Raw genomic sequence first — 23,336 nt, 5'->3', positions numbered from 1 at the left:
TCCTTTCGCAAATCAGTGCAATGTGTTACATTTAGCTTTATAATAAATATAATATCAAAAAAACGTTAAATATAGAAATATCTAGCAATTGAAAGCTAAAAGTGATAACAATTTAAAAATGACCCCAAGTATCTACATTATGTTTAAAGAGTTTTGAAAGAACAGTAAGATATATTGGAGGTGATGATGAAAGGGGGGAGGATTGCGTTTTAGCCTGAAGTAATGAACAAACCATACCGGAAGAGGGAAACGAAAGTAGTTATGGTCTTGAATAAACAATGAACCCAATTATACTGTTTCTTTTTTCTAATCCTTGGTAAAATAGTGGATGTGCTTATCCATGGACAAAGTTGTATTAGCTACTGGTGATGTATTTGTGTATGGACTAGATTGTTAAGGGAGTCAGTTTTACCAGATACCCTTAAGAATAGTAGTTCCTCTAGACAAGGAAAACAAATCAGGTTAAAATTGCGTTTGCTTGAAGGAAAAATCGCATAACTAGCGAATATCTATATAGTGTAGATGTCTGACAAGTTGTGAGGGTCAATTAGTCAGAACGCTATGTTGCATATTTTGTATTAACAAAATGGGAGGAAGACATGAAAAAATTTAGGAAGTATCTCGTAGTTTTAGTAGTGCTGTCTATGGCATTTGCCATGTTCGGTTGTAGTAATGCAGAGGAAGAGCCAGCGGTTGAAGAACCTGGTGAAGAGCCAGCAGTTGAAGAACCTGGTATGGAACCAATTAAAGTTGGTATGATTTACATTGGCCCTCCAGGAGACGCTGGTTGGACCTATGCGCATGATCAAGGAAGAAAATACCTTGAAGAAGAAATGCCGAATGTTGAAGTAGTGTATGTTGAGTCTGTTGCTGAGTCTTCTGATTCTGAACGGGTTATGACTGAGCTAGTTGAACAGGGATGTAGTGTAATATTCGCAACAAGCTTCGGCTATATGGATTTTGCGCTAAACGTGGCCAACAAATATCCTGACGTAACTTTTTACCATTGCTCAGGCTATAAAACAGCTGCTAACATGAGTACTTACTTTGGTAGAATATACGAAAGTAGATATCTGACTGGTTTGGTAGCTGGTAGAATGACAGAAGTAAATGAAATCGGATATGTAGCTGCTCATCCAATTCCTGAAGTTATTCGTGGAATCAATGCCTTTACGATTGGTGTGCGCGATGCTAACCCGGATGCTATGGTTAACGTAGTTTGGACGAATACATGGTACGATCCTGCAAAAGAAAAAGATGCAGCACAAGGTCTCTTGGACTCTGGGGTTGATGTAATTGCACAACACCAAGATACTCCTGGACCACAGCAGGCAGCGGAAGAAGCAGGCGTTTATTCCGTCGGTTATAACACAGATATGAGCTCATTTGCACCGAATGCAAATCTGACCTCAGCTGTATGGAACTGGGGCCCTTACTATGTATCCGCAGTTAAAGCTGCAGTAGATGGTACTTTTGTAGAAGGTCAGTATTGGGGCGGTTTAGAGGATGGTATCGTTGATATTGCTCCGATGAATGCTATTGTTCCTGAAGATGTAGTTGCAGAAGTTGAAGCGCAAAAAGCAGCAATAATTGATGGAACTTTCCATGTTTTTGAAGGACCTTTGAATGACCAAGATGGCAATGAAATGGTTGCTGATGGTGTAATCTTGGATGATGGAGAACTATTATCCATGACATGGTTTGTTGAAGGCGTAAATGGAGTAATTCCTGAGTAGGTCATGGTAATCAATAGAGGCTGGCTTTAGCCAGCCTCTATTTTTAAAAGGAGGGGTGTTATGTCGCAATTGGCTGTTAAAATGGTGGATATCCGTAAAACATTTCCAGGGGTAGTCGCCAATGACCAAGTCAATCTGGAGATTTATCGAGGAGAAATTCATGCTTTGCTTGGAGAAAATGGAGCAGGGAAGAGTACCTTAATGAATATCCTGACTGGCTTATACCAACAAGATAAAGGGGATGTCTATATCAATGGCGAGATTAGAGATTTCAAGTCACCTAAAGAAGCGATAGAAGCTGGTATTGGCATGGTCCACCAGAACTTTCGCCTGGTCAAGCCCTTTACAGTAACTGAAAATGTGATGCTAGGACAAAAGAAGTCTGCTATTCTGAAGATGGATAAGACTGAGAAAAAGATTAAGGCCATTTCAGAGAAATTTAAGCTTGAGGTTAATCCTACTTCGAGAATTTGGCAACTATCTGTTGGAGAACAACAGCGTGTGGAAATAATAAAAATGCTTTATAAAGGGGCGGATATACTTATTTTAGATGAACCTACTGCAGTATTGACCCCGCAAGAAGTTAATGACTTATTCGGAATATTACGAGGAATGGCTGATGATGGAAAGGCCATTGTATTCATAACACACAAGATGCACGAAGTTATGGACTTTGCAGACCGTATTACTGTATTACGGAATGGGATTAGTATCAACACCTTGATGAAGAAAGAAACTAGTGCGGCAGAATTAGGCAAACTAATGGTAGGTAAGGAATTGACGACGGGTCGTAAGAACACCACCAATACTTGTGGTCTAAAATCCTTATACATCAAAAATGTATCAGCAACGAATGATAAAGGTTTGCCCGCTCTTCAAGATTTTTCCCTCCATGTTTGTAGTGGCGAAATCGTAGGGATTGCCGGGGTAGCTGGTAACGGGCAACGTGAACTATCTGAAGTCATCACAGGTCTCAGGCCAATTACGGAAGGTTCTATTGAACTGGATGGCGAAGATCTTTCCAAAAAATCTATTCAGGAAATCATCGATAAAGGTGTGGCCTTTATTCCTGAAGACCGACATGGTATGGGATTGGCAGCCAATCTGACTGTTATCGATAATGCTTTGCTTAAAGAATACCGCTCTAACAAATATGGATCTGTTTTGCTGAACAAAAAGGCGTTACGGGAAAAAGCGCAGTGCTTGGTGGATGATTTTGATGTTAAAATCCCCAACATTGATTGCCCGGTAAAATTAATGTCAGGTGGTAATTTACAGAAACTTCTTTTGGCACGTGAGACGAGTATTGAACCTAAATTGGTCGTTGCCGTTTATCCAATCCGAGGCTTAGACATTGGGGCTACTGACTTTGTTCATGATGTGCTCATTAAACAAAAAAATTCTGGGGCTGCAGTCTTATTGATTTCTGAAGATCTTGATGAAATTTATAAAATGGCAGACCGCATAGCTGTCATGTACGAGGGGCAATTGATGGGAGAACTTCCTATCGAAGAAGCAGAAATCGGCGAAATAGGTATGATGATGGCCGGAGCTCAGAAAAAGGGGGATGCGTAAATGTCAGACAAGAATGAAGCCAAATCTAAAATCGTAATGGAAAAGCGACTTCAGATTCCGGTTTGGATAAATATTGTCGTCCCAATATTCTCCATGTTTTTGGCACTAGTATTTAGTGGGATATTCTTAAAACTAACAGGACAAAGTCCAATAGAAGTTTATTCTGTCATGTTTAAAAGTGCTTTTGGTAGCGCATACGGATTTTCAGAAACACTAGTGAAAGCGATTCCACTCATGCTTTGTAGCTTCGGCGTGGCAATGGCTTTTAAAATGGTAATCTGGAATATCGGTGCTGAAGGACAACTTCTCCTAGGCGCCTTGGCAGCAACTGGTATAGCACTAGCTTTTCCAGATTTGCCACGCGTTCTTCTAATTATTGCAATGATGTTGGCTGCTATGGCAGCTGGTGGCTTTTGGGCTCTTATTCCCGGGTTCGCCAAATCTCAGTGGAATGTGAATGAGGTAATAACATCGTTACTGTTGAATTATGTTGCAATCAATGTGTTGGATTATTTTGTTTATGGACCATGGAAAGATAAAGGCGGATTTGGATTTCCACAGACAGAGACATTTTCAGCCAACGCTTGGCTACCAACCTATGGAACTACTCGTGTCCACTTGGGGTTGGTAATTGCTTTATTAATTGCTGTAGCGCTGTTCTTTATATTGAATCGTACACGGTGGGGCTATGAAGTGAAAATTATTGGTGAAAGCCGTAACGTAGCTCGTTATGCTGGAATGAACATAAGAAAGAATATTATCCTTGTGATGCTCTTATCTGGAGCTTTAGCAGGTTTGGGCGGCATGATGGAAGTTTCTGGTGTAGTTCACAAATTGGATCCACACTTATCTATTGGTTTGGGCTACTCGGCCATTATTGTGGCTTGGCTATCTAGACTAAATCCATTCGTGATTGTACTCGTTTCCATGTTATTCGGTGGTCTGATTAACGGTGGATTTTCAATTCAGATGTTTGGCATACCAGCAGCTACTGCTACTATGTTACAAGGTGCAATCTTGTTCTTCGTGTTAGGTGGGGATATATTAGCTCGCTACCGCATAAAGATTATTAAGTAGGGGAGGAAATTATGAATTTAAGTTTAGTAATTGCCATATTGGCAGCAGCAATTTCCACGGGTACACCCATACTTTTCGTAGCGCTGGGGGAGATTATTGCAGAAAAATCAGGCGTGCAGAATTTGGGCTTAGAAGGCATGATGCTAGTAGGTGCAGTAACCGGATTTATCGTAGCCTTTACCACCTTGAATTTATTTGCAGCGGTTATTGCTGCTGCTGTGGGTGGTGGCCTGTTGGCCTTGTTGCACAGTTTCATTACGATTAATCTTAAGGCCAATCAAGTTGTAAGTGGATTGGCATTGACTATATTTGGAACTGGGCTTTCTGGTTACCTAGGCAAACCATACGTTGGTATGCCAGCTCCAGTTACCTTTGTTAAAATTCCCATCCCATTGTTGTCAAAGATCCCAATAATTGGTACCATCTTTTTCGACCACAACATCTTGGTTTATTTTTCATACTTGCTGGTGTTTTTACTGTGGTTTTTTGTATATAGAACCAATTTTGGTCTCAACCTACGCGCGACCGGTGAAAATCCAGGCGCTGCTGACTCACTGGGCGTAAATGTGTTTAGACTTCGTTATGCCTATACAATCTTCGGTGGAATGCTAGCTGGTTTAGGTGGGGCTTACTTATCCTTGGCATCGGCTCCTAGTTGGGTTGAGAACATGTCTGGGGGCCGTGGCTGGATAGCCATTGCCTTGGTAATTTTTGCTGTTTGGAACCCATCTAGAGCGATTCTAGGCGCATATCTCTTTGGAGGCGTAGAAGCATTGGGGTACAGATTGCAAGCAGTCGGTGTTACCATATCTCCATTCTTTTTAAATGCTATGCCATATCTTTTAACGATTGCTGTGTTAATTATTGTTACGATCAGTAGCGGTAAAAACAGCGAAGGTGAGCCGGAATCATTGGGTAAACCGTATGATCGTGAAGAACGGTGATACAGGATTAGCAGCTTAAGTTAACGGTTTGAGATAGGCGACTAAGTCGCCTATCTTTTTGTAGTTAGGTTACGAAACAAAAGAAGTAGCTACATAGAAGCATAGAAATATTCTATCCAAATCAATGCGGATATTCTTCTTAGATTAACTACAATTGTACGAATAATTGTTTGTGATAAGAAAAGAAGATTAGGAGTAGTATATTTTTTAGCAGGTATTTAAGATTAATGAATAGAATAAGGTATAATAAAGATAGATTGAATGATGAAGGAGATGCCTATGAGCAAAGAAATTAGAAATATCCCAACTCCTCATATTGAAGCTGCAATGGGGGACATAGCCAAGACTGTACTAATGCCGGGAGATCCTTTGCGGGCCAAATATATCGCGGAAAATTATCTCGAGGACGTCGTGCAGTTTAATCAAGTGCGCAATATGCTCGGTTTTACTGGAAACTATAAAGGAAAGAGAGTTTCGGTCATGGGTTCTGGAATGGGGATGCCATCGATCGGCATCTATTCCTATGAACTATTCGAATTTTATGGCGTAGAAAATATTATTAGAATCGGTTCCTGCGGTGCCTATGCTGAGGATCTTGATATTTTTGAAACTGTTATAGTACGTGCAGCTTACAGTGATTCCACCTATGCCAAGGTGCAAAGCGGTTACGAAGACCAGCTAATATTTCCTTCCCAAAAAATTAATGGGGTAATTGCTCAAGCTGCTTCGGATGAAAACATTGAAGTTAAGGAAATTAACATTAATTCTTCAGACGTTTTTTACGTGGAAGATGGAGAAAAGCTGAATGCTAAAATGAGAGAAATGAACATTAAGGCTGTGGAAATGGAAGCTTTTGCCTTGTTTGCTAATAGCAATCTCTTGGGTAAGAACGCAGCTTGTATTTTGACGGTCTCTGATTCCATAGCCAAGGGCGAAGCGACGACAGCAAAACAGAGGGAAACTGCATTTACAAATATGATAACTTTAGGGTTGGAAACGGCATTCAGGCTGTAGAAATAGGAGGTAGAAATGAAAAAAATCGTATTTATCCTGTTTTCAGTCATCGTGGTTATTGGTGCATGGCTTTATTCTGATTTGTGGATTGCCTTCCAAGATGAACAAGAACAAATTGGATTGCTTCAGCAAGACATACTCGCTCTTGAGACAGAACATGAAGAGATATTGGCAAAACTGGTGACAGAGGAAAAAAATGTAGCTGAATTAAAACAGGAAAAAAGTGCTCTGGAGGATGAGCTGACAGAAGCCTTGAAACCAGAAATGATGACATTGACTCATATGGATCCTGACGCTGGACGTCGCTTTGTTGTACGCGATACAACATTTTGGTTTTTACCTGGTGCCGATCAAGCTAGTATGGGAACAATAAAAGCTGGTACCTTAGTGCGCGTTATTGAACAAACCCGAAACAAGGTAGACAACTTAGATTATCTTTATGTGGAAATTGTTAACTACGCTGAACCGGAGAATACTAGAGGGTATATCAATAAAGAAGATACGACTTACTTTACACCAGATTTAGAAATCCAAGTGATTAACCCATTAACCATTCCTGCCGGTAGTGTAGTATTTGAGTCTTCAGCGGAGGGAGAAAAAGAAACGGTTCTTACTGAGGACATGAAGGTATTTAAGATTGGTGAAGAGGAAGAAATGATGTTGGTTGGATCATTTGGAGGCCAAACATTTCGAACGGATATGAAGAATATTGTGTATCCTAAGTCCGATATCACCTATCAAGCTGAACAGTAGTATTTAAATGAGAGAAAATAAGAAAGTGGGGGCCGAAGCCTCCACTTTTATTTTTTTTCGATAAAATCATAATCTGTCATTTGATAAACATAGTAGTTTAGCCAATTGGAAAACAATAAATGCGCATGGCCCTTCCAAGTCATGTTGATAGGGCTCTTGGGATCATCATTTATGAAATAGGAAGTGGGCACATCAATATCCAGACCTTTTTTTCGGTCTCGAAAATACTCTTTTGATAATGTGTTCCGGTCGTATTCTGGATGCCCAGTCACATAAAAGTGTTTTCTTGCTTTATCTGAAACGATGTATATTCCTGCCTGCTTTGATGTGGAGAGGATATCTAGGTCCTCTTGTGCTTTAACAGCGTTAGAATCCACTTCGGTATGACGTGAATGCGGCGCTTTGAAGTAATCATCAAACCCACGGAAAAGAGGTTCATTAATTATGTGTATCTGGTGCTCGAAAATACCAAACAGTTTTTCAGATAGAGGCTTTTTGTCAATGCCATAATTTGCATACAAGCCAGCCTGGGCAGCCCAACATATATACATGGTTGAAAACACATTTATCTTTGCCCATTCAAGGATATCTAGAAATTCTTTCCAATAGGTTACTTCTTCGAAGGGAAGTGTTTCAACGGGGGCCCCTGTGATAATCATGGCATCATAGCGATGCGATTTAACATCTTCCAAAGTATGGTAAAAGGCTTTTAGATGATGCTTGCTGGTATTCTTTGAATTATGGGTTGCCATATGAAGCAAGGTTATTTCTACTTGCAACAATGTATTTCCTAAAAGACGAAGCAATTGTGCCTCCGCAACTTCCTTTAAGGGCATTAGGTTAACGATTAAAATTTGTAGTGGCCGGATATCTTGTTGCATTGCCCGTTCTTGGTTCATAACGAAAATATTTTCACTTTTAAGAATTTGGTTTGCTGGGAGGCATTTCGGAATTACTACTGGTGACATCGCTCCTCCTTACATTTACACAGTGCTTGATCGAAATCTTCTTTCAAGTCTTCAATATCTTCAATACCCACTGACACGCGAATCATATCTGGCTGTACGCCTGCCTGTATCTGTTCTTCTTCGTTTAATTGCCTGTGCGTCGTGCTAGCTGGGTGAGTAACAATAGTTCTGGTATCGCCAAGATTGGCTACAAGATTGGCTAACTCAACATGATTGATAAAGCATTTTCCTGCCTTGCTACCACCTTTTACACCGAACGCAAGCATACCAGAAGCTCCACTTGGCAAATAGGTTTTTGCCAGCTCATAAGAAGGACTACTTGCAAGTCCAGGATATAGAACATAACGAACCTGTGGATGATTTTCTAAGAATTTAGCGAGTTCCAAAGCATTTTCGCTGTGCTTTTTCATCCGAAGCGGTAACGTTTCCAATCCCATGGCAATAATCCAAGCGTTGAAGGGACTAATCGTTGATCCCAAATCTCGAAGGACTCCAACCCGAGCTTTTACGATGAAGGCTGCTTCCTTGAAGGAATCCCAATAACTGATGCCGTGATAACTTGGATCAGGGGTTACGAGCCTTTCGAATTTACCGTTATTCCAAGGGAAATTACCTAAATCAACGATAATGCCACCTAGTGCGTTACCGTGACCACCTAAATATTTTGTTGCAGAATAAAGTACAATGTTGGCACCATGATCTTTAGCCCTAAATAAAATGGGACTGGCAAACGTGTTGTCCAACACAAAAGGAATACCGGCTTCTTTGGAGACGGCAGCAATCTTTTCTACATCGAGTACGTTCATTCTTGGATTGCCAATCGTTTCTGCAAAGATGGCTTTGGTATTAGATTTAACCAAACTCCGTATTTGCTCAAAGGATGCTTCCGGATCAACAAAGTCCACTTGGATGCCATATTTTTTAAAAGTATGGGTGAGTAGACTATGTGTGCCTCCATATAGGGCGCTCATTGCCAAAATATGGTCTCCATTTTCAGCGATATTGGTTAGAGCAATGGTGACGGCTGCCTGACCGCTGGAAACAGCCAAAGCACCAACACCGCCATCTAGAAGGTTAACTCTTTCAGATAACGCATCCATGGTTGGGTTATTGATACGTGAATAAATATTGCCTGTAGCTTTTAGGTCAAACAAGTCTGCTGCATGGTCTGCATTATCAAAGTGGAAGGCAGTGGAAGGATGGATTGGCATGTTGGCAGCACCTGTGCCATCTGGACTATATCCGCCTCGAACCGCAAGTGTTGCTAGCCTATAATTATTTTTCATCGTGAACCTCCTCACATTCTTTTTTTAATACCCTACTTAAACAGTAGGCATTTAGAAAATAATAACAGCATTAGGCAAGCTTGTAAAGAAAGAAATCCCTTGAGAGATAATTAAATTGAGTTAATTGAGACTCTCAGATTTCAATTTGCACATAAATGTCAATTTTTGCATTGGTATTTTTGGCTACGGGCTGTATACTGTTGATAATATAAATTGATTAGATTGTTTTGGAAGGGGAGTATGAATGGAAGAACTGAAGAAAAAAATTGTCGACGAAGGGGAAGTAATCGGCACAGAAATATTGAAGGTGGACTGTTTTTTAAATCACCAGTTGGACGTAGCATTTTTAGATAAGGTTGCCAAGGAATTTTATGAAAGATATAAAGACCATAAAATTGATAAAATCTTGACAGTTGAGGTATCGGGCATTGCAATCGCAGTTCTTACTGCTAGATATTTTGACGTCCCGGTATTGTTTGCTAAAAAACTCCAGTCAAAAACATTGAATGAAGATATGTATGAAGCACATGTTCATTCTTTTACAAAGAAAATAGATTATAATATAAGGGTATCTAAAAAGTATTTACATGAAGGAGACCACGTGCTGTTAATTGATGATTTCTTGGCCAAAGGACAGGCTGCAATGGGCCTTGCAGAGATTTGTGATCAAGCAGGAGCCATTGTGGAAGGAATCGGCATTGTGATTGAAAAAGATTTTCAAGAAGGTGGTGTTCTCCTGAGAGAGCGCGGATATAAGGTGGATTCACTTGCACGCATTATTGGTATGAATGAGGAAGAAATTGTATTTGGAGAGGAATAGAAATGTTTAAGAAAATTTTGTTGGCAGTCGATGATTCGGAATTCGCAAAGAATGCAGCGGCAAAAATATTGGAACTTTCTAAACTGAACGATGCAGAAGTGGATATTGTTAATGTGGTAGTACCTATTGGAGGTGTTGCCCACTATGAACGGATTTTCACTATGGTACCTCAAGCAAATGAGGTTTATGATGATATTGGTAAAGCCGTATTGGAGGATATGAAGGAAATATTCGAGGGGTATGAAAAGGCAGACTATATACTACTTCACGGTGACCCTGCCACAGAAATTATTGAGGCCTCAAAAAATGGGTATGATCTTTTGGTATTGGGGGCTCATGGAAGTAGCCATAGAGGAATATTTTCCATGGGAAGTGTAGTATCCAAGGTGATTTACAATACTGATATATCTGTAATGGTTGTAAAATAAGAGGCTAGCCTCTTATTTTTTTTTGACCTTTTCTTGTTGCTAGCTTATAATGAAACAGTCGTATATACAACTTTGGAAAGGGGGGGGTCTGCATGTCAACAATGTATGTAGGTTTAGGCTTTGTGATCTATCTTTCACAAACAATAACCTTGTTTGTGCTAATCCTTTACCTGAAACTTGCCAAAGTAGATGGATTGAGTCTCCGCTAGATAAAAAGAAAGGGGACGAAATGAAAACGATAATTAGCTTAGATATTGGAACGACAGTAGTTAAAACGGTGGCTTTTTCTCTATTGGGGGAAGAGCTATCTGTATTTGAACAACCACTGTCCTTACTTTACCCGCAAGATGGCTATGTGGAACAAAATCCACAAGAGCTTCTTAGGGCTTGTGAAGTGGTGCTTAAGAACGCTTTTGATAGCGTAGATAAAGATGAAATCTCTGCCTTGAGTATGTCTACGCAAGGTGGTAGCTTGGTGCCAGCTGATGTAAATGGAATTGCAACAGGAAATCTTGTTACTTGGATGGATGCTCGAGCTGAGGACCTTGTTGAAACATGGGATAAGACCGGAGTATCTGAACAGTTGAGACAGGATTGCGGTTGGAAACCGCAAGCAGGTCTTCCCCTACCACTAATACATTGGTTTAAAAAGTATGATCAAGAATTATATAAAAGAACGATACGTTGGATGAGTGTGAATGATTTTGTAGTGCACCATTTGACGGGAGAATTTGTAAGCAATCTATCCTGCGCAAGTGAGATGCTTCTAGTTGACCTGGCAACAGACAACTGGAGTGATGCGATTTCTAGTATGGCTGGAATTGATAAGAGCTTTTTATCGGATATTCGTGAGTCTACATGTATTGTAGGTCCATTATGCGATGAGATGATGACATATTTAGGAATTCGAAAGATGTTACCAGTCATAAATGGAGGTCAAGACCACAGTTGTGAAGCCTTAGCATTAGGCGTGAAAGAAAAAGGAATGGGTATGTTGGCCTGTGGTACTGCGTGGGTCCTCAATGTGGCCTTGCATGATAAAAATATGGATTTAGTGCCCGACACGATGGATCTCAACTACCATGTGATTCCTGATACATATATAGCATCAGAATTCTTGGGGTGTTATGGAAAACATATAGAGTGGTGGGTTTCAGAAATTGCTGGTGGTCTAGTAGCTGGATGCGATAGAGACGCTTTGTATAAAAAATTCAACAACCGGATTAAAAAAGCAAAATTGGGTTCTGCAGGAGCCATATATGATGCAAGAGGTGGAAGATTCTTAGGAATTGGTCCAGCGCAGGATTTCGGCGATCTTTCGCGAGCGCTGATAGAAGGCTTGGTATACCAAGTTTACTATTCTGTAAACCGGCTAGCCAATATGGGTGTGCCCCTGAAAGAACTTTGGCTTATTGGCGGAGCAAGCCGGAATGCACTCCTGCCACAGATGATTGCAGACAGCCTAGGCATTACAGTCCGAATGACATCCTATACACATGGGCCGGCTCTAGGTGCTGCCATGCTCGCGATGCTTGCAACGGGCGAAGCGACAAGTTTTGAGGAAGCAAGGATGCGATTCAAGCGTGATGATTTATGCTTGTATCCTGCTGCAACAAAATACGGAATGTATCAAAGACTGTATGAAAAACACAAGGAGATTAATAAAGATGAGTGATGTACGTAGAAGAATGAATAGAATCTTTAACAATGGGAAGTCCTTTGTAGTGGCATGCGACCATGGAATGATCAGTGGCCCCATTAAGGGTGTAAAGGATATGGGTTGGTGCCTAGATCAAGTGATTGCTGGTGGTGCTGATGGAGTCATGGCAACCTATGGTACTGCTGTTCGTTTTCCAGAAAAATTGTCCAAAGTGGGACTAGTGCTTCGAATAGATGGTACATCAAGTATTTTGGCGCCGTCGCCTGGGGCAGGCTCAGCCTGGTATTCAATTGAAGATGCATTGAGAGTTGGTGCGGAGGCGCTGTGTGTGACTTCCTTCACTGCGACAGAGTATGAAGAGGAACATTTAAAGACACTAGCAAAAGTGATTCGTAAAGGACATGAGTGGGGTATCCCTGTTATGGCTGAGATGATGCCAGGTGGATTTGAAGCTGGTCCGGAAAAAAGAACGCTACACCATATGAAGACCACAGCAAGAGTTGCTGCAGAACTGGGTGCTGACTGGGTGAAAATTCCTTACTGTGATGATTTTGAAGAAGTGGTGGACAGTTGCTATGTTCCAGTAGTAGTTCTGGGCGGAGTAAATAATCCAGACAAACTTGCTGTACTTACGATGATTGAGCAAGGATTAAAATCCGGTAGTAGTGGGGCAACTGTGGGTAGAAACGTATGGCAATCGGATAACCCGCAAGCCATGACTAGAGCAATTCATAACATCATACATGAGGGCTGGAGTGCTGAACAGGCCGTGGCATTACTCGATGATTGAGGCACTAAAAAAAACCAAGGGCATAATCTTGGATATTGATGGGACTCTTTTCAAAGGGGAACACCCATTGTTGGACTTGAAAGAGTTGTTTACGCTTCTGGAAACCTTGGGTTGGGGCTTTATTGTGGCCACAAATAATACCAAATCAGCTAAGGACTATCAAGAACGATTCCGAAAACAGGGCATTAGTATTAAGGAGGAGCATATTCTAACTTGTGCAGAAGCCACAGCGGAGTATTTGGCATTGAATCACTCCAAACGTCATACTGTTTACGTAATTGGTAAAGAAGCCTTGAAGAATGAAATTAGACAAAGAGGGTATGAGGTTCTAGAAGGCAGAGAGAAGCAAGCGGATATAGTCGTAGTCGGTGGAGATTTCAATCTGAATTATGAAAAACTAAAGAATGCTATTCTTCATATTCAAGATGGGGCGAGACTAATTGGAACCAACCCAGATATTTTGATTCCGACAGAAGAAGGTCTGTTGCCAGAGGCAGGTACGACTTTAGCTGCTATTGAAGCAGCGACTGGCATGCATCCGATTATCATTGGAAAACCAGAACCAATTTTGTTTCAGCTGGCGGTAAAAAAAATGGGATTGACAGCAAAACAAGTTATGATGATTGGAGACCGACTAGACACTGATATTAAGGGAGCGAGACAAGCAGGAATCTATTCAGTGCTTGTAGAGACTGGCGTAGATTCAAGGGAGAGTGTGGAATCCAAGGGAATTCATCCAGATTTTATCGTACCAGATATGAAACAGTTTATGAGAATTATTGAAGAGAGCTTATAAGCTCTCTTTTTTATAGCAAAGTATGGCTAAATATGATAAAATAGAACCGGTTCCAAACACGAAAGGTGTGAAGTATATTGATTAAGAAGGTAACCATTAATGATGTGGCACGTAAAGCTGGTGTGGCAAAATCGACGGTATCAAGAACCTTTGCTGAAGGAGAATCCGTTTCGGAAGCTACTAGAAAAAGGGTATTACGGGTTGCTGAAGAATTAGGATATGAACCCAATCCATTGGCGAAAGCTTTATCGGTTTCATCAACTAAAATTATAGCCATTGTGGTTCCGAACACTGAATCAATACATATAAGTCAAGTTACTCGGGGCGTAATAAGTACTTTGAGTAAAGCTGGTTATTCAGTGGTGACGGTGGACTCCTCCGAAAATTTCGGAGAACAAACAAATATTCATAAGCCGTTGTCCAATCAACTGGTTGATGGAATTATTAACTGTTATTCTTCGGCAGCTGAAGAAATCAAAATATTGAGTAGTAAAAAGCCAGTGGTGTGTGTTGGAGATAGACCTGAGGGATACGATGCAGACTTTGTAGGGGTGGATTATTTGCAAGGGTATCGTATGCTTTGCGACTATATAAAAAACCAAGGATATAAACACCTTTGTCTGGTGAATGGACAAGAGGATGAAAATGCAAGACGAATGTCTGGCTTGTTCAAAAAAGCTGCTAGCGCCTATGGCTTGGTGATAAGTGACGAAGACATTTTTTATGCGAACTGGACGCCAAATTCTGGGTATCAAGCTATGCAAAAGATCCTGAAGAAGAATAGGCCTGACGTTGTAGTATGTGCCTCAGATATGGTTGCATTCGGCGCCATCAAGGCTGCTCATAATAATGGTTTGGATGTTCCAAAAGATATTGCAATCTGCGGGATGGATGACTCGATGATTAGTAAATATACGATTCCATCACTGACGACTCTCAAGTTTTCACCGTTTAAACTGGGCGCCCAAGCGGCAAAAATGATATTGAATCGCCTGGAAAATGGGGGAGAACCCAAGGAAATGATTTTACCGGTAAATGTCGCGAAAAGGAATTCTATCACTAAGGAACATGATCTTAGTGAGGATCCTTTTGATTATAGTAAGGGGGAAGAGAAATGAGTAAAAAATTCTTTATGCCGACCAGAGTATACCATGGTCTTGGAAGTCTTAATGAACTAAGCAATCTGTTTGGTGAAAAAGACAATGTGTTTCTTGTGACTGATAAGGTGTTAGTAAGTATTGGTGTTGCTAAAAAAGTAATGGACATACTAGAGGCAAACAAGGTTAAATACACTGTGTTTGATGATGTCCCTGTTAACCCGCACGAAGAGGCAGTAGTGAGTGCTTTAGCCTTAGCTAAAAAAAATAATTGCAACGCTGTCATCTCGTTAGGTGGCGGTTCTCCACTTGATGTAGGTAAGATGGTTGCATTTCTGCTTACAAATTCAGGCACCTTGTCTGAATATCAATGGGACAATAAGGCAACAGAAGCTCCAATGGCTAAATTGGTTAATATCCCAACTACGGCTGGAACCGGTAGTGAGGTAACTGCGACTGCAGTAATTATCAGCAGAAACACCAAAAAAGGTATCAAGCGTGACGACTTGTTCGCTCATGCTGCTATCATTGATCCAGCTTTGATGGTTACTATGCCTCCACATATCACATCCACGACAGGCATTGATGCATTTACCCATGCCTATGAAGCTTATGTGGGTCTGGGATCCAACCCAATGACGGATGCATGGGCGGTTGAGGCTATGCAACTAATCATTGAATACTTACCTAGAGCTTTCTCGAATGGGGAAGATATTGAAGCAAGAGAAAAAGTGGCATTGGCAGCAGTTCTTGCTGGCGTAGCTATGGACCAAGCTGGTTTAGGCTTCATCCACAGTTGTTCAGGACCAGTAGCTAGTTACTATAATGTTCCTCATGGTCTATCGAATGCCGTATTTTTACCATACGCACTGCGCTTCAATATGCTAGCTAAATTGGACAAGCATGTTGAGTTGGCAGAAATGTTTGGTATAGATGTTACTGGTCTTAGCAAGCGTGAAGCAGCCGAATTGGCTATTGATGCTGTTTGCCAGTTCCTGAGTGACCTGAATATCCCTGAAGGTTTGTTTAATTACTTCGAAAAAGAAGAAGATATTCCCGTATTTGCCCAGGCAGCCTGTGATATGTTCCTAATGCGGAACAATCCTAGAAAACCTAGACCCGAGGAATTGATTCCGATTTTTGAAGCTATTTTGAAGGAGTAGAATATGTCTAGAATCAAGGATCTACGTTCTTTCATGGAAATTATGGAAGAAAACAAACAACTGGCTCGTATTAAAAAAGAAGTTACATTGGAACATGAAATTGGCAATGTGATTCGAGCGTGTGAAAATGAGAATACAGGTGCACCTTATTTTGAAAATGTGAAAGAAAATCCTTCTTTTACATTAATAGGTGGCGTGCTCGCAAGTATGGATCGTATCGCCCTAGCCATGGAATGCACCAAAGAGGAAATCATTGGAAAATTGATGTATGCTTTGGAGAATCCTATTGCACCGGTTAAAGTGGAAGATGGACCGTGCCATGAAAATATCCTTACTGGTGATGATATCAATTTGGATATACTGCCGATTCCGACGCATGCACCAAAGGATGGAGGCCCTTTCATAACAGGTGGGGTAATCGTGTCTAAAGGTTTGAATGACACGAGACAGAATCTTTCCTTTCAAAGGATGCAGAAAAAAGGAAAAGATAAGCTGGGCATCATGATCAATGAGTGGCGACATCTGAAGGAATTCTATGATGAAGCGGAAAAAGAAGGAAAGTCTCTTCCTATTTCCATCGTCATTGGAGCAGACCCCATGGTTTATATGGGTGCAGGCTTGCGTTACGATGGTGATGAAATGGAAGTCGTTGGGGCAATTAGAGGCGAAGCAATTGAAGTCGTAAAATCTATCACCAACGATATTTATGTTCCGGCTACAGCTGAAATTGTTGTAGAGGCTGAAATTCTAGCAAATGTTCGTGAGAAGGAAGGTCCACTAGGCGAATTCACAGGACACTATAGTGAACCATGGTCTTCACCGGTTCTAAAAGTGACTGCCATTACGTACCGAAATGGAGCGATATACCAGACGATAGCTGGTGCGGGTATGGAACATGTGAACCTAGGAGGCGTTGTGCCCCGGGAACCGCTCGTGATGAAGAATTGCAAGTATGTTTCTGATGGTGTGACGGATGTGCATCTAGCTCCTTATGGAAGTGGGTTCTTAGCTTTAGTCAAAATGAAGAAATCCAATCCAGGCGAGCCGAAAAATGTAGCCATGGCTGCTATGATTAGCTATGTAAACATCAAGAATGTTATTGTAGTTGATGAGGATATTGACATCTACAATCCAGCCGATATTCTTTGGGCGATGAGCAACCGAGTTGTTCCTGAAAAGGATATCTTCTATGTTCCGAACTCTCAAGGTCACGAACTGGATCCTACATCAGATAGTCGAGGTGTTCAGACTAAGATGGGTATCGATGCTACTCTCAATGAGGATAGCAAGGGTCTGGAACGGGTTGTGTACGATTACGTAGATTTAACCCAATATTTATAAAAAGATTAGGGCTTAATGTAGCGTAATGCTACAAAAGGCCCTTTTTTTCGTTATAATAAAAGAAAAGGAGAAAGTCATGAAATATTTTCTAACCTTTGATGGAGCACCACATCCACCGTTTACAAATCGCATTCTTGATATTTTAAAAGAACAGCAGGTACATGCCACCTTTTTTGTAGAAGGCCACAGGATTCAGGGGAATGAGACGTTACTAAAACGCATCATAGATGAGGGACATGGCTTAGGTAATCATACATATTCTCACAAGGTGCTTACGGAAATGGATTCTGATGAAGCTATCTATGAGGTGGAACGTTGCAATCAAGAACTGGATAAAGCTTGCGGACAAGTGGTAAGAGCTTTTAGGCCACCATGGGGCAAGATCGACGCGGAAGTTTCTGAGAAATTGGCTGCTAAGGGTTATGTTTTATGCTGCTGGAATGCATCCGTTAAGGATTTTGAGGCTCCGTCCGCAGAAGTACTTGCAGAACGGATGTTTCATTGCCTTGCCAACTACAGGGTAGTGGTACTGCATGACCATGTTTCCATTGTGCCGGAGGCATTGAAAATGGTTATACCTAGACTTAAAACAGCTGGGGTTAGTTTTGAAAGGGTTGAGGATTATTTGCCAAAAATGAATGGCAGATAGGAGAATATGTGATGCTCTATAGCTTGAGAGATGCCATGAAATTAAGTGTGTTGTATTGCACTTCGGAATTTGGGAGCACTTGGTTTGAGCAAATAATTTACAAGAATTTATTTGCGAAGGCCATAGATACATCAGTCCAGATGCAAATCTCCTTATGGGATAATCCTAGGTATATTGTTAACTATTTTGATACACTAGAAAGGCTCTTTACGGCGAAAAAGTATAGGGAAGAACAGATAAAAAAATATAAGGATAAATTGGTTGAAGTGCTTGAAAAGTCTCGTGACAACCGAGTGATAGAGGAACGAGTGGAAAACGAAATGATTCTATGTGGTGAGCACGATATACAGATTATACCGTTGGAAGACCACAATTATCCGAGCAAGGCAAGACAGATTGAGTCACCGGCACCGACGCTATTTTGTAAAGGCTTGCTTCCTAATTTTCAGGGACTGGAACAATCGGTTGCTGTTATTGGTATGCATGAGCCAGACTTAGAACTGACACCTCAGATGGCACAGTACGTTGCCTTGGCGCTTAAAGAAAAAGGCTGGTGGAATATCTCCGGTCTATCCTCTGGATGTGACACCTACGCTCATATTGCTTCATTAGAACTAGGCGGAAAGACGGGGGCTGTAGTTCCCTACGGCCTAGCTTCACTGGTTCATCCACTGGAAAACACTTTGCTTGCGGATGCTATTGTTGAGCGAGGTGGTTTTCTGCTGTCGGAGATGATACCTTCCATGGAAGCGAATCGCATCAGTATAATTTTAAGAGATAGATTGCAAAGCGCGCTTACTACGGCATTGTTTATTTTGGAAACGGACTTGGAAAGCAACACTTTGATTACAGTGGATCATAGTTTGAAAAGTAAAAAGACCATATTTGTTTTCGATCCAACCGGTTCACCATTGGAAAACCAAAGCACGGTTTTAGGAAATGAACTCTTGCTTTCGTTGAAATCCAATGATGGCTTAAACAGTGCATTTTCTTATGACACGTATCGCGATTCTCATATTATTGGCGTTACAGATGGGACTGTCTTTAAAAATTGGTTGGATTATATGAATGGTGATAGCGATAGCATGATATGTTGAGGGGGAAATGATGGATATTCGACATAATTGGTGGTTTGATGTAATCACAGGCTTTCTGGTACTAGCCCTTGGATGGTATTTTTTCACTCGACCTGAAATGGCGATTTTGACTATTGGCAAGGTATTTGGGCTATACTTGTTGATTTTTGGAACATTGTACGCTTGGGGGGCTTTTAGTGATAGAATAGTTGATGTTTACTGGTATATTCCACTAGGTGAAGGTGTGTTTTATATTCTGCTATCAGCGATTATTCTGACAAGCCCAGCTACGGTATTACTATTAAACCGCATACTTGGAGTATGGCTATTATCCATAGGCGTTTTTAGATTATTGGGGAATCGATTTCGGAGCACCGTATCAAGCAGTACCATGACTGGAAATAGTTTATTAATACTTTTTGGGCTATTTTTGCTAGTATACCCCTTGGTGTTTGCTTCACTTACGATTATGATATTAGGCATAATACTAATTCTAGTAGGTGGTATTATGATTGCGAATGGTATTAGCGTTTGGAAAATTAAAAAAGGATTTTATTAAGGAGAAAAGATGAGTAGAAAGACATTAATTCAGAACGTACATCTATTTGAGAAGGAAGGGCTCTATGATGTACTGATTGGTGGGGGCCTAATTGAAAAGATTGTTCCATTTGGTTCCTTGAAAGATACGACGACTGAGACTTACTGCATTGATGGAGAAAAAGGATTTCTCTCGGCTGGCTTCATTGACTTACATATGCATCTGGAAAAGACACACACCATTGGCGATAATGAATATCCAGGGTTGATGGATGCAATTATGGGATTCAATCGATACGTTGAGGAAAAAATTGGTCCCGAGGAAACAGAAAATCGGATTCGAAAGACTTTGGATAACTTGATTTGTCATGGAACGACTTCGCTGCGCACCCATATCTCTGTAGATGAAACACTTGGTACCATGGCCATAGAAGCCATGGTGAAAATTAAGGAAGAATATAAAGATAAATTGGACATTCAAATTATAGCCATGTTATCTGCTCTGACTTTTTCAGATACTGCCTATGCGTATTTTGACCAGGTAGGCACGATGGATATAGATGGCTATGGGTCAGCACCTGCTTTATGTGATGCCCCCAAATTAATTATTGATAAAATGTTTGATTTAGCACAAAAACATGGCAAGTTTGTTGATATCCATTCTGATGAACACGATATGCCAAATGTGGATGTGACAAATTATTTTGCTGAGCAGATTATTGCGAGAAATATGATTGGGGAGTGCAGTGCAGGTCATCTTTGCTCTTTATCTGCTGTAGATGAAAAAACTGCAGCGGAAACCATCGAAAAGATCGTTGAATCTGGTATGAATATAATTACCTTGCCATCGTGTAATCTTTATCTGATGGGAAGAAATGACATAGGAACAGTTCGTAGAGGTACTACTAGAATAAAACAGCTATATGAGGCGGGTGCTAATATTTCTTTAGCTTCAGACAATATTAGAGACCCATTTAGACCTTTTGGAAATGGTGATATGTTGGAAGAGGCCCTTTTGACTGCTCAAGTAGCCCAAATGGGTACCTATTCCGATTTAAGGGCCGTTTACCGTATGGCGACGATGAACCCGGCCAAAGCAATGGGAAAAGAAAAATATGGAACCGTAGAAGGTGCACCAGCTGATTTGGTATTGCTAGAAGCAAATTCAGCAGAGGAAGCCATTCTTAGCCAAAGCAACAAAAGGTATGTTTTCAAGCGCGGGGAAATTATCTGCGAGAATAGACGTTGGACCAAAATGATTGAGGAGGATTAAGATGCAAAAATCTATTGATGCAAGAGGTATGTCATGCCCAATGCCAGTAGTGGCAACGAAGAAAGCTTTAGAAGCATTGCAAGAAGGCGTGTTAGAGGTATTGGTTGATAATGAAGTTGCGAGAGACAATGTGATTCGCTATGCTAATTCATCTGGCTATGAAGCTGCAAGCCAAGAAAAGTCTGCTGGATATGCGGTTAGCATAACCAAGAAAATTAGTGCTACGACCAGTGCAGCTCAAGGCATATTTGCACAGAACCAAGAAAAGCCATTGGTATTTTTGATTAAGAGCAAAGACTTTGGAGAGGGCGATCCAGAACTTGGCCGCGTTCTTATGCGCTCGTTTTTGTTTACCTTGCAGGAATGTGATGAGCCTATCAAGGCCATTGTGTTCATGAACAGCGCTGTCTATTTAACCTTGGACGATTCTGAAGTATTGGGAACGATATCCAATTTGGAAAAAAAGGGAGCAGAAATTCTCAGCTGTGGGACCTGCCTCGACTTCTACAATGTAAAGGAAAGACTAGCTGTTGGCAGTATCACGAATATGTATAGCGCTGTTGACCATCTCCTAAAACAGGGTGTAAAGACGATTACAATCTGATATCAAAATATAGTGAAATTTTCGAAAGAATTCCTTGTCATGCAGGGAATTCTTTCTACTAGTTGAATAAAAGATAGTGTTTGACAGAAAGTAATTTCTACCGTACAATAAAAGCGAACAAACGTTCTAAGGAGGCGGGCATGGCAGAAAAAGACAAAGCTCTTGATATTGCACTATCGCAGATCAAGAAACAATATGGTAATGGAGCAATCATGAAGTTGGGTGAAGGCCCTCTGAATAAAGGGATTGATGTAATTCCAACAGGAGCGTTATCCTTGGATATTGCACTCGGTATTGGTGGCTTGCCCAAGGGGCGAATTGTAGAAATTTATGGCCCTGAATCTTCTGGTAAGACAACAGTAGCTCTACATGTGGTTGCTGAGGCACAAAAAACGGGTGGAACTGCGGCATTTATTGATGCAGAACATGCATTGGACCCAAATTATGCTGAAAAACTAGGGGTGGACATTGAAAACTTATTGGTCTCACAACCGGATACTGGAGAGCAGGGTCTAGAAATTGCCGAAGCTTTAATCCGAAGTGGAGCAGTTGAAATCATAGTTGTTGACTCAGTAGCAGCCTTGGTACCTCGAGCAGAAATTGAAGGAGAAATGGGTGATTCCTTTGTTGGATTGCATGCTAGATTAATGTCTCAAGCCATGCGTAAAATTGCTGGAGCAGTAAGCAAATCTAATTGTCTAATTATTTTTATCAATCAGTTGAGGGAAAAAGTAGGTGTGATGTTTGGAAGCCCGGAAGTAACTACCGGCGGACGTGCGCTTAAGTTTTACTCATCAGTACGGATAGATGTTCGTAGGATTGAAACACTGAAAAAAGGTCAAGATATGATTGGCTCGAGAACAAGAGCAAAGGTAGCTAAAAACAAAGTAGCGCCTCCTTTTAAATTGGCTGAATTTGATATCATGTATGGTGAAGGCGTATCTAGGGAAGGTTGTCTGGTGGACCTAGGAGCTGAGTTAGGGATTATACAAAAAAGTGGTGCATGGTATTCCTACCAGGAAGAACGATTGGGACAGGGACGAGAAAATGTGAAGATATTTATGGCAGAGCACCCAGATATCGCAGCAGAGGTGGAAAATAAAATTCGAATAGAAACTGGTGTTTTAAAACATGAAGAACCCAAAGAAGAACCCAAAGAAAAAGCCAAGAAAGAAACGTCAGCCTGCTGATATTAGTGCCTTACATAAAGCCGTAAGTTTACTAGCCCGAAGAAGTTATGGAATTCAAGAAATGCGCCGTAAACTTACCGGCGCATCTTATCCTCAAGAGGAAATTGAAGAAGTCGTGAATAGACTTGTCGAGGCTGGCTATCTAGATGATCGTTCTTATGCTAGAGCGTATGTACGTGATCAGATGAATTTGAGGAGGAAGGGGCCACGCTTGATTCAGGCGGAGCTTGCTGCCAAAAAGGTGGATAGCGAGATTATAATGGAGATTCTTTCGGAACAGTATACGGAAGCTGTTCAGCAGAAAAATATTTCATGTTTGATTGACAAGTGGCGTTCTAGTAGTTCAAAGTATACTGATCAGCAGATGATGCGAAAACTGATTCAAAAAGGTTATTATCCTGGACTGGCTATCAGAGCTGTGAAGGAAAGCTTTGGCGAGCAAGGTTTTCTTGACACCCCTTAAACCATTACTTATAATATAGGAAGGACATTTAGGTTATTTCCAAGTGGGTTTGTTATATATTGCTCGTTATTAGACGTAGAATAAATATATACTGAA

The 23,336-nt window shown here is 41.0% G+C and carries 23 protein-coding genes; 21 read left to right on the top strand and 2 right to left on the bottom strand.

Going from position 1 to position 23,336, the window contains the following annotated elements:
- Positions 1 to 599: 599 nt before the first annotated feature.
- From JR334_05005 to JR334_04980, 6 genes are all read left to right on the top strand, one after another.
- A complete protein-coding gene (locus JR334_05005) occupies positions 600 to 1,736 on the top strand; it encodes a BMP family ABC transporter substrate-binding protein (GenBank protein QRN86581.1) in 1,137 nt (378 codons plus the stop codon).
- Between the two features lie 60 nt (positions 1,737 to 1,796).
- Positions 1,797 to 3,311: an ABC transporter ATP-binding protein gene (locus JR334_05000; GenBank protein ID QRN86580.1), complete on the top strand. Its 1,515-nt coding sequence runs from the start codon at positions 1,797 to 1,799 to the stop codon at positions 3,309 to 3,311.
- Entirely contained in the window at positions 3,312 to 4,388 is a 1,077-nt protein-coding gene (locus JR334_04995; protein QRN86579.1) for an ABC transporter permease, read from the top strand. It begins immediately after the preceding gene.
- Positions 4,389 to 4,399: 11 nt separating this feature from the next.
- Complete coding sequence (locus JR334_04990) at positions 4,400 to 5,332, top strand: ABC transporter permease (GenBank protein QRN86578.1); 933 nt, start codon at positions 4,400 to 4,402, stop codon at positions 5,330 to 5,332.
- A 300-nt stretch (positions 5,333 to 5,632) separates the two neighbouring features.
- Positions 5,633 to 6,346 (top strand): purine-nucleoside phosphorylase, encoded by a 714-nt coding sequence (gene deoD / locus JR334_04985; protein QRN86860.1) that lies wholly within the window; start codon positions 5,633 to 5,635, stop codon positions 6,344 to 6,346.
- Positions 6,347 to 6,361: 15 nt separating this feature from the next.
- A complete protein-coding gene (locus tag JR334_04980) occupies positions 6,362 to 7,099 on the top strand; it encodes a hypothetical protein (protein ID QRN86577.1) in 738 nt (245 codons plus the stop codon).
- A 47-nt stretch (positions 7,100 to 7,146) separates the two neighbouring features.
- Here JR334_04980 and metA read toward each other — a convergent pair whose 3' ends face one another.
- Together metA and JR334_04970 are read right to left on the bottom strand one after the other, a co-directional pair.
- Complete coding sequence (metA, locus tag JR334_04975) at positions 7,147 to 8,067, bottom strand: homoserine O-succinyltransferase (protein ID QRN86576.1); 921 nt, start codon at positions 8,065 to 8,067, stop codon at positions 7,147 to 7,149.
- Positions 8,055 to 9,353 (bottom strand): O-acetylhomoserine aminocarboxypropyltransferase/cysteine synthase, encoded by a 1,299-nt coding sequence (locus JR334_04970; GenBank protein QRN86575.1) that lies wholly within the window; start codon positions 9,351 to 9,353, stop codon positions 8,055 to 8,057. The genes metA and JR334_04970 overlap by 13 nt, the downstream gene beginning before the upstream one ends.
- A 244-nt stretch (positions 9,354 to 9,597) precedes the next feature.
- On the opposite strand from JR334_04970, the gene JR334_04965 reads away from it, so the two are divergent.
- The 15 genes from JR334_04965 to JR334_04895 all read left to right on the top strand — a co-directional run bounded on the left by JR334_04965 (position 9,598) and on the right by JR334_04895 (position 23,240).
- A complete protein-coding gene (locus JR334_04965; protein ID QRN86574.1) occupies positions 9,598 to 10,173 on the top strand; it encodes a xanthine phosphoribosyltransferase in 576 nt (191 codons plus the stop codon).
- Positions 10,174 to 10,175: 2 nt separating this feature from the next.
- Entirely contained in the window at positions 10,176 to 10,601 is a 426-nt protein-coding gene (locus JR334_04960) for a universal stress protein (GenBank protein QRN86573.1), read from the top strand.
- Between the two features lie 229 nt (positions 10,602 to 10,830).
- Positions 10,831 to 12,276 (top strand): FGGY-family carbohydrate kinase, encoded by a 1,446-nt coding sequence (locus JR334_04955; protein ID QRN86572.1) that lies wholly within the window; start codon positions 10,831 to 10,833, stop codon positions 12,274 to 12,276.
- The gene (locus tag JR334_04950; protein ID QRN86571.1) at positions 12,269 to 13,051 is read left to right on the top strand and encodes a deoxyribose-phosphate aldolase; all 783 of its coding nucleotides are present in this window, start codon (positions 12,269 to 12,271) and stop codon (positions 13,049 to 13,051) included. Before JR334_04955 ends, JR334_04950 begins: the two co-directional genes overlap by 8 nt.
- Positions 13,017 to 13,847 (top strand): HAD-IIA family hydrolase, encoded by an 831-nt coding sequence (locus JR334_04945; GenBank protein ID QRN86570.1) that lies wholly within the window; start codon positions 13,017 to 13,019, stop codon positions 13,845 to 13,847. The genes JR334_04950 and JR334_04945 overlap by 35 nt, the downstream gene beginning before the upstream one ends.
- 77 nt (positions 13,848 to 13,924) lie before the next feature.
- A complete protein-coding gene (locus JR334_04940) occupies positions 13,925 to 14,965 on the top strand; it encodes a LacI family DNA-binding transcriptional regulator (GenBank protein QRN86569.1) in 1,041 nt (346 codons plus the stop codon).
- Positions 14,962 to 16,107, top strand: a complete 1,146-nt coding sequence (locus JR334_04935) for an iron-containing alcohol dehydrogenase (protein QRN86568.1) — start codon at positions 14,962 to 14,964, stop codon at positions 16,105 to 16,107. The genes JR334_04940 and JR334_04935 overlap by 4 nt, the downstream gene beginning before the upstream one ends.
- Before the next feature lie 3 nt (positions 16,108 to 16,110).
- Positions 16,111 to 17,448, top strand: coding sequence for a UbiD family decarboxylase (locus JR334_04930; GenBank protein ID QRN86567.1), 1,338 nt, complete (start codon positions 16,111 to 16,113; stop codon positions 17,446 to 17,448).
- 76 nt (positions 17,449 to 17,524) lie between these two features.
- On the top strand, positions 17,525 to 18,097 hold the full coding sequence (locus JR334_04925) for a polysaccharide deacetylase family protein (GenBank protein QRN86566.1): 573 nt from the start codon (positions 17,525 to 17,527) through the stop codon (positions 18,095 to 18,097).
- A gap of 11 nt (positions 18,098 to 18,108) precedes the next feature.
- On the top strand, positions 18,109 to 19,194 hold the full coding sequence (locus JR334_04920; GenBank protein ID QRN86565.1) for a DNA-processing protein DprA: 1,086 nt from the start codon (positions 18,109 to 18,111) through the stop codon (positions 19,192 to 19,194).
- 10 nt (positions 19,195 to 19,204) lie between these two features.
- Positions 19,205 to 19,732 (top strand): DUF308 domain-containing protein, encoded by a 528-nt coding sequence (locus tag JR334_04915; GenBank protein QRN86564.1) that lies wholly within the window; start codon positions 19,205 to 19,207, stop codon positions 19,730 to 19,732.
- A gap of 9 nt (positions 19,733 to 19,741) precedes the next feature.
- The gene (locus tag JR334_04910; GenBank protein QRN86563.1) at positions 19,742 to 20,983 is read left to right on the top strand and encodes an amidohydrolase family protein; all 1,242 of its coding nucleotides are present in this window, start codon (positions 19,742 to 19,744) and stop codon (positions 20,981 to 20,983) included.
- A 1-nt stretch (position 20,984) separates the two neighbouring features.
- On the top strand, positions 20,985 to 21,587 hold the full coding sequence (gene yedF, locus JR334_04905; GenBank protein QRN86562.1) for a sulfurtransferase-like selenium metabolism protein YedF: 603 nt from the start codon (positions 20,985 to 20,987) through the stop codon (positions 21,585 to 21,587).
- 140 nt (positions 21,588 to 21,727) lie between these two features.
- Positions 21,728 to 22,777, top strand: coding sequence for a recombinase RecA (recA, locus tag JR334_04900; protein QRN86561.1), 1,050 nt, complete (start codon positions 21,728 to 21,730; stop codon positions 22,775 to 22,777).
- Positions 22,719 to 23,240: a RecX family transcriptional regulator gene (locus JR334_04895; protein ID QRN86560.1), complete on the top strand. Its 522-nt coding sequence runs from the start codon at positions 22,719 to 22,721 to the stop codon at positions 23,238 to 23,240. The genes recA and JR334_04895 overlap by 59 nt, the downstream gene beginning before the upstream one ends.
- Positions 23,241 to 23,336 lie beyond the last annotated feature (96 nt).

The organism is Clostridia bacterium (assembly GCA_016887505.1).
Lineage (GTDB): Bacteria > Bacillota > TC1 > TC1 > UBA5767 > UBA5767.
The sequence above is the reverse complement of the archived record's forward strand: the minus strand, read 5'-3'. Positions and strand labels throughout refer to the sequence as shown.

Excerpts from the sequence above, each read along its gene's own strand:
- JR334_05005 (QRN86581.1), top strand. The coding sequence starts at position 600 with ATGAAAAAATTTAGGAAGTATCTCGTAGTTTTAGTAGTGCTGTCTATG.
- JR334_05000 (QRN86580.1), top strand. The coding sequence starts at position 1,797 with ATGTCGCAATTGGCTGTTAAAATGGTGGATATCCGTAAAACATTTCCA.
- JR334_04995 (QRN86579.1), top strand. The coding sequence starts at position 3,312 with ATGTCAGACAAGAATGAAGCCAAATCTAAAATCGTAATGGAAAAGCGA.
- JR334_04990 (QRN86578.1), top strand. The coding sequence starts at position 4,400 with ATGAATTTAAGTTTAGTAATTGCCATATTGGCAGCAGCAATTTCCACG.
- JR334_04980 (QRN86577.1), top strand. The coding sequence starts at position 6,362 with ATGAAAAAAATCGTATTTATCCTGTTTTCAGTCATCGTGGTTATTGGT.
- metA (QRN86576.1), bottom strand. The coding sequence starts at position 8,067 with ATGTCACCAGTAGTAATTCCGAAATGCCTCCCAGCAAACCAAATTCTT.
- JR334_04970 (QRN86575.1), bottom strand. The coding sequence starts at position 9,353 with ATGAAAAATAATTATAGGCTAGCAACACTTGCGGTTCGAGGCGGATAT.
- JR334_04965 (QRN86574.1), top strand. The coding sequence starts at position 9,598 with ATGGAAGAACTGAAGAAAAAAATTGTCGACGAAGGGGAAGTAATCGGC.
- JR334_04960 (QRN86573.1), top strand. The coding sequence starts at position 10,176 with ATGTTTAAGAAAATTTTGTTGGCAGTCGATGATTCGGAATTCGCAAAG.
- JR334_04955 (QRN86572.1), top strand. The coding sequence starts at position 10,831 with ATGAAAACGATAATTAGCTTAGATATTGGAACGACAGTAGTTAAAACG.
- JR334_04950 (QRN86571.1), top strand. The coding sequence starts at position 12,269 with ATGAGTGATGTACGTAGAAGAATGAATAGAATCTTTAACAATGGGAAG.
- JR334_04935 (QRN86568.1), top strand. The coding sequence starts at position 14,962 with ATGAGTAAAAAATTCTTTATGCCGACCAGAGTATACCATGGTCTTGGA.
- JR334_04930 (QRN86567.1), top strand. The coding sequence starts at position 16,111 with ATGTCTAGAATCAAGGATCTACGTTCTTTCATGGAAATTATGGAAGAA.
- JR334_04925 (QRN86566.1), top strand. The coding sequence starts at position 17,525 with ATGAAATATTTTCTAACCTTTGATGGAGCACCACATCCACCGTTTACA.
- JR334_04920 (QRN86565.1), top strand. The coding sequence starts at position 18,109 with ATGCTCTATAGCTTGAGAGATGCCATGAAATTAAGTGTGTTGTATTGC.
- JR334_04915 (QRN86564.1), top strand. The coding sequence starts at position 19,205 with ATGGATATTCGACATAATTGGTGGTTTGATGTAATCACAGGCTTTCTG.
- JR334_04910 (QRN86563.1), top strand. The coding sequence starts at position 19,742 with ATGAGTAGAAAGACATTAATTCAGAACGTACATCTATTTGAGAAGGAA.
- yedF (QRN86562.1), top strand. The coding sequence starts at position 20,985 with ATGCAAAAATCTATTGATGCAAGAGGTATGTCATGCCCAATGCCAGTA.
- recA (QRN86561.1), top strand. The coding sequence starts at position 21,728 with ATGGCAGAAAAAGACAAAGCTCTTGATATTGCACTATCGCAGATCAAG.
- JR334_04895 (QRN86560.1), top strand. The coding sequence starts at position 22,719 with ATGAAGAACCCAAAGAAGAACCCAAAGAAAAAGCCAAGAAAGAAACGT.